Source organism: Photobacterium kishitanii (genome assembly GCF_000613045.3).
GTDB classification, from domain to species: Bacteria; Pseudomonadota; Gammaproteobacteria; order Enterobacterales; family Vibrionaceae; genus Photobacterium; species Photobacterium kishitanii.
Window position 1 is genome coordinate 23,454 of sequence record NZ_CCAR020000001.1, and the last position, 6,288, is coordinate 29,741.

General features: G+C 37.2%; 6 protein-coding genes. 3 read left to right on the forward strand and 3 right to left on the reverse strand.

Translation table 11 applies throughout. The annotated features are described in order from the left end of the window. Positions 1–276 precede the first annotated feature (276 nt). Together PPBDW_RS00145 and PPBDW_RS00150 are read left to right on the forward strand one after the other, a co-directional pair. Complete coding sequence (locus PPBDW_RS00145; protein ID WP_207860784.1) at positions 277–1,044, forward strand: endonuclease; 768 nt, start codon at positions 277–279, stop codon at positions 1,042–1,044. Positions 1,045–1,222: 178 nt separating this feature from the next. Then, positions 1,223–2,296 carry a replication initiation protein gene (locus PPBDW_RS00150; RefSeq protein WP_036788295.1) on the forward strand — a complete coding sequence of 358 codons (1,074 nt, stop codon included), beginning with the start codon at positions 1,223–1,225 and terminating at the stop codon, positions 2,294–2,296. Between the two features lie 575 nt (positions 2,297–2,871). Here the strand turns inward: PPBDW_RS00150 and PPBDW_RS00155 are convergent. Continuing rightward, positions 2,872–3,474, reverse strand: a complete 603-nt coding sequence (locus PPBDW_RS00155; RefSeq protein ID WP_036788298.1) for a recombinase family protein — start codon at positions 3,472–3,474, stop codon at positions 2,872–2,874. A 429-nt stretch (positions 3,475–3,903) separates the two neighbouring features. Between PPBDW_RS00155 and nikR the strand changes: the two genes are divergently transcribed. Next, on the forward strand, positions 3,904–4,320 hold the full coding sequence (nikR, locus tag PPBDW_RS00160; RefSeq protein WP_036788301.1) for a nickel-responsive transcriptional regulator NikR: 417 nt from the start codon (positions 3,904–3,906) through the stop codon (positions 4,318–4,320). A 72-nt stretch (positions 4,321–4,392) separates the two neighbouring features. Here the strand turns inward: nikR and PPBDW_RS00165 are convergent, their stop codons facing one another. Both PPBDW_RS00165 and PPBDW_RS00170 read right to left on the reverse strand, forming a co-directional pair. Then, entirely contained in the window at positions 4,393–5,607 is a 1,215-nt protein-coding gene (locus tag PPBDW_RS00165) for an ammonium transporter (RefSeq protein ID WP_036788304.1), read from the reverse strand. A 597-nt stretch (positions 5,608–6,204) separates the two neighbouring features. Next, on the reverse strand, positions 6,205–6,288 hold an 84-nt coding region (locus PPBDW_RS00170; RefSeq protein WP_207860786.1), incomplete at its 5' end, for an agmatine deiminase family protein.

Sequence of the window (6,288 nt, forward strand, 5' to 3'; positions counted from 1 at the left end):
TCTAAGAGGTATTCAGTGAGAGACGGACTATTCCTTTTTTGGTATGTTCCAAGCAATAAAAAAAGAGAGGGGGAATTAACCTCTCTTTTTTTTCTTATCTAATTAATCATTAAAAGCAAATATGGCTATAACTTCACTTCGTAAACATCATCTAAAACAAAAGACTATTTCACAAGTTCAATACTCAACATTGTCGCATCAGTTCAATATTTATAAGCACATTACATAACACACACAGCACAGTGTGATCTTTAAACCTTATGTAGAGATAAACTCATGGATCGAACTAAAATCATTCTACTCAGCGTGGCACTATTTCCAACATTAGCCCTGGCACAAGCCCCACAAGGTAACACCACTAATCCGTCATTCAATAAAGCCAAAAAGATCATGCAAAAGCAGATCTATACCAACCCTGCAAATATGAAAACCATTTATTGCGGTGCTAATTTTGATGCAGATAAATACATCACATTACCTACAGGTTTTACTACTGAGGTTTATAAGAAACGCGTAAAACGTTGGGAGGCTGAACACGTAGTACCAGCGGAGAACTTTGGTCGTGCATTTAGTGAATGGCGCGAAGGGGCAAAAGTATGTGTCGATAGTAAAGGCAAAGATTTTAAAGGCCGTAAATGTGCCGAAAAAGCCAACCCTGAATATCGCTTAATGCAATCAGACTTGTATAACCTCTATCCCGCTATTGGAGCCGTTAACGCTGCCCGCCAAAACTACAACTATGTAATGCTGCCTAAAACAGCCAGTAAGAACTACCGTTCATTTGGTAGCTGCGACATGATCATTGATAAAAAAGATCGTGATGCCCAGCCACCAGAACGGGCTCGTGGAGTGATCGCTCGTACTTATATGTACTTTGATACAGTCTATCCAAAATACAAAATGAGCCGTCAACAAAGCCAGTTAATGACGGTATGGGATAAGCAATATCCAGTGACAAAATGGGAATGTGAACGCGCTGAAAAAATCAAAAAAATTCAGGGTAACGTAAATCCCATTTTAGCTTCTCGTTGTAAGAACATTTGACACAACAAGCTTAATGTATAACAAGTGTAATACATTTTATATCGCAACACACTGATAAATATACACTTATACAAAACAATAAAACCAAAAAAAGATGACATAATTTAGGTGTTAATCTACAATAAACACCTAGATTGTGTCATACTAAGTTAAGTCATGTAATCTATGGACAGAGCTTGTGAGCACCGAACAATATTACTACCCCGTTGTTAGCGATAACCTTCCTAAGCACATCAAAAAAGGCCATCAACTCGTTTTTAGCCGCCAAGATCTATCTGCTCGTGAAGCAGATATGTTCGCATTGATGATTGCACAGATGAAAACGAATGACTGGGATCATAGTACCCCCCATTACGAGTTCACCTCTAACCAACTATCAGAATGGCTTGGCGTTGACACCAAACACATTGGTAGCAACTTAAGTCCAGTGGCGAATCGTCTTGCCAGCCGTAAAATTGGCATTAAACGAGAGAGCGCCAAAGGGGATATCGAATTTGATTATCGTCCATTGTTCAAACATATCGCCTATAAGAACGGTGTGTTAACCATGGTGCCCAACGATATGCTCAAATCTGAATATATCGAATACAACCACGGTTTTGCGTTGATCAACACACGTAACTTTTTCGACGTTAAGAAAGAATACTCAAAGCGCCTGTATGAGCTTCTAAGCCGATTTAAGAGTAAGGGCTATGAAATGCACACGCAGAGCCTTCAAGAGCTTAAGGGCGTATTTGGCTTGCTGGATGAGGCAGGAAAAATCAAGAAAGACAAAAGCTCATTCAAGAACAACAGTGTATTCATGAAGCGCTGTATTCGCCAAAGCATCAAAGATCTTTCTGAACACCCACAAATCAAAAAAGAATTGCTGTTTATCGACAGTGACAAAGGGGATTTTGGTTTTGAGTTAGTGAAAAAGGGACGGACGATCACAGGCATCCGTTTTTTATTCCGCTGGCTTAAGCTCGGCACCATTGACGAACTCAATCAACATGACGCTATCAAAACCATTAAAGAGCTCGAACTCAAACGCTTGCAAGAAAACGTTAAGCTATCTGATGGGGAATTAGAAACCCTAGCAATCGCTTATCAATGCATAGGCAAAGACGACAAAGCAGCCCAGATTGAACAAACGTTAGCTAAACGACACTTCACCCCAGAACCTGAACCACAATCTGCTGACGACGATTTAGATGCATTCCTCGATAAAATAAACACACTCACAGAAGTCAGCGGTAACCCTGATTATTAATATCCAATGAATGACAGTTTTCAGGCATGAGGCCGAACGGCCCTAAATTATTAAACCAACTAGGTGAGATATAGGACACATTTTAGGTGTCGAGCAGTACGAATACCTAAAATGTGTCATCTATTGAGGAATAAGAACCTAAAAAAGGTCAGCTTCGAAATTGAGCCCCTAAAAAATAATGCTTATCCCCAGCAATATGGCTCATCACACCTAAAATGTGTCATCTGAACACCTAAAATAGGATCACAAACACCTAAAATGTGTCATCTAAACACCTAAAATAGGATCACAAACACCTAAAAACTGTCGCTTGAGCACCTAAAATGTGTTGCTTGAGCACCTAAAATGTGTCATTTAATTGCTTTTTTCTTTTTTATTATCAATTAGTTACGAAGCCTATAGATCTTATAGTCTTTATAGCTCTTATAGATCTTTATAGTTTATATAGATCTTTATAGTCATTGTGGATAACTGGAAAATCAAAGATTTACACAGTTGCCCACAATAGATAATAATATTTTTTGATTTTATTTTTAATAAAAACAGTAAATAAATGTATTACAAAGGTAATACATTTATCTTGTTATCTCTCTGATTTTTATATAATCATTTAATGTGCTTGATGGGATAGTTAACAGCTTGGCAATTTCTCTTAAGCTCAATCCCATCTTATAATACTTTTCTATATCATCGCGTTTATCATCAAGCTTTAATCGAGTCGCTTTACCTTTAGGACGACCTAATGTGATCCCTTTAGCCACTCTAGCAGCTAATGCCTCTTTGGTTCTTTGACGTATAAATTCGCGTTCTATCTCACCGGCAAGACCTAAAATAGTAGCAATGATCTTGGATTGCATAGATCCATCCAGCACCATATTTTGCTTCGTTATATGAACCGTGATTTCTTTATCCATGCAATACTCTAAAATTTCGAGTACCTGGATAGTTGAACGGGCCATACGCGTAACTTCAGCAAAGATCAGTACATCGCCGCTAACCATTTTCTCTAGCATTAAACCTAATCTTCGTTGGCGCCATTTCTTTGTGCCAGAAACAGCATCTTCTACAAAAGCTAAATTGACTAATCCCATACGATTAGCATATTCAAGAATACCGTGTTTTTGATTGTTCACATCTTGAGCATCGGTTGAGATCCGTAGATAGGCGTAAGAGGCCATTGTATAAATCCTTTTATATGGCATTTGATAGCGGTGAAGTGTTTTATGGCTATAACCCTTACAAAATAATGTTCGTAAGGGTTTTTAGTTTAGAGCATTAATTAAATATAATGCCGAAGTACTCTTCTAACTCACGCTGAATTCGGTGAGATTTATTAACGGGAGCTGAATAATGTTCTGTATCTTCTATTTGAATAATATGATTATTAATCAGCAAGATAGCGATATAATCTAGTTCTTATAGCAACACTGTAGATAAGCTTGCCATAATTTATAAGCTCTACCAATCAAATACTTAACCATATAAGCGTACACTTTTGTTCCGTTAGAACTCAAAACTTTTTAACTCTCTATTCAGATTTATTGACTTAATAATAATATTACAAAAATGATATGTTACTGCTACGTTTTTATTATGGAGTAATTCATATGCATGATGAAACCATTAGATTTACAGCTTCACTGCCTAAGGCCTTGTTTGATAAAATGGAAACAGAGCTAGATAACAAAAATTATCAATCTCGTTCCGAATATATCCGTGATTTATTTCGTGACCGATTAGTCGACAATAAATGGGAAGAAACCGAAGATGATGTTATTGGTGTATTAACATTGATGTTTGATCAGTACCGCAAAGGTTTATACGAAAAGATGATGAATATTCAATATAATCATTATCATTTGGTACAAATCTTATGTTCGACTCATATTAATTTAGATCAAGATCACTGTTTAGAGAACATGACAATTAAAGGCAACCCAGAAAAAATTCGCGCCATTGTTAATCAACTGTCCGCATTGAAAGGGGTTGAGTTTGCTCGATTAACCTCTTGCTGTTTAATTTAGTTTTCTCTAAAAACAAAAAAGCCATCATAATTGATGGCTTTTTTTATTACTGTCATTTAATGAATTAAATGATTATTTGTAAAGAGTACGTTGGTAAGCTGGTTCATCGTGTTCAACCAAATCAAGACCTACCATTTCTTCTTGTTCAGATACACGGATTGGTGAACAAGAATTCAAGAACTTCAAAATAACCCAAGTGATGACCACTGTATAAATCGCAACAATCACAATCGCAAGTAACTGTACTAGGAACTGATGGATACCTGCGTGAATACCGCCAACAGCTGCATTTGCAAATACACCGATTAATAACGCACCAACCATACCACCCACACCGTGAGCACGGAATACTTCCAATGCATCATCAAACTTGAAGTAATGTTGGATATGCTTAGCAAAGAAACACGCGGTTGCACCTAGAGCACCGATAACCAAAGCGGCGGCTGGATCAACATAACCTGCTGCTGGTGTAATTGTCGCAAGACCGGCAACAGCACCCACAAGTGAACCAGTGAAGTTCGGTTTTTTGCCACCACGAGTTTCCCAGAAAATCCATACTAGCATTGCAATTGCACCCGCTAGGAAAGTATTCAAGAACGCGTAAGAAGATTGAGTGTTCGCAGCGTAAGTACCACCTGCGTTGAAGCCGAACCAACCGAACCACAACAGACCCGTTGCCATTGCAATCATTGGAATGTTAGTTGGTTTTTCGTTCTCACCAGGTTGTAGTTTACGGTGACCAAGGAATACTGCACAAACGATCGCACCGAAACCAGCTGTGGTGTGAATCACGATACCACCGGCGAAATCTACTACGCCCAGTTTAGCTAGGAAGCCTCCCCCCCAGATCCAGTGAGCCACTGGGAAGTAAACCAGTATAGTCCATAGAACTAAGAACTTAAGGTAAGGGCCAAACCTAAAGCGACATGCGAACGCACCTGTCATCAAGGCTGGTGTGATCACGGCGAACATCATTTGATACGCAAAGAACAACATAAAAGGAATATGCGGAGCTTGCGGATGTACTTTGGCACCGATATGGCTTAAACCAAAATATTGTGTAATGTTACCCACAACACCACCAATATCATGACCAAACACTAAACTGAAGCCACCGAAAACCCATAATAGACCAACAACACCCATACAAATAAAGTTTTGCATTAAGATTGTTGTTGTATTTTTTTCACGAACCATGCCGCCGTAAAATAATGCCAATGCTGGCGTCATCATGCACACCAACGCAGTACAAATCATTACAAAGGCGGTATCACCACTATTAATCATAATCAACTCACTCAGCCCGTTTATATTTATCTCAATCATCTTCAAAAGAAATAATGAAAAAAATAAAATAAATAACAATTTTTCAGGCAGAAATAATATTAATGGTTAAGCACATAAAATATGCACACAAAAACAAAATCCTTATTAAATAAACAGAAATAGATAATGAATATTTGACAGGAAATTTTTTATGTTGATAGTAACTGAGACAAACAAATAAGAGTAAACCTGTTTGCACTTCCCTAAGGAATCAACCTTTTAAAATCATGATACGAATGTGCATTCATAATCAGAGCGAGTTCAGCATTATTAATGCGATTCAAAGATTAAGTCGTTTTATCAGACATAATAAAAATAACAAAAAAAATTCTTAACGTGAATTTTTAATCATGAAAATTAATCTTGTTACTTTCATGAAAATAATAAAAAAGTCATATTTATTACGACTTAGTAATACTTTCCAAATAAAAAATATACGATATTTGTCGTGGCCTTTTATTTAAATAAAAACTCACGATATTTACCTTCTCTTTTTATTTGTTTAAATAAAAAAGCCACGACATTTATCGTAGCTTTTTATTTATTTAAATAAAAACATTAAGCTGGAATTTGTTGGGTAATACAGTGAATATTACCGCCACCTAATAAGATCTCACGACCGTCTACACCCACGATTTCATA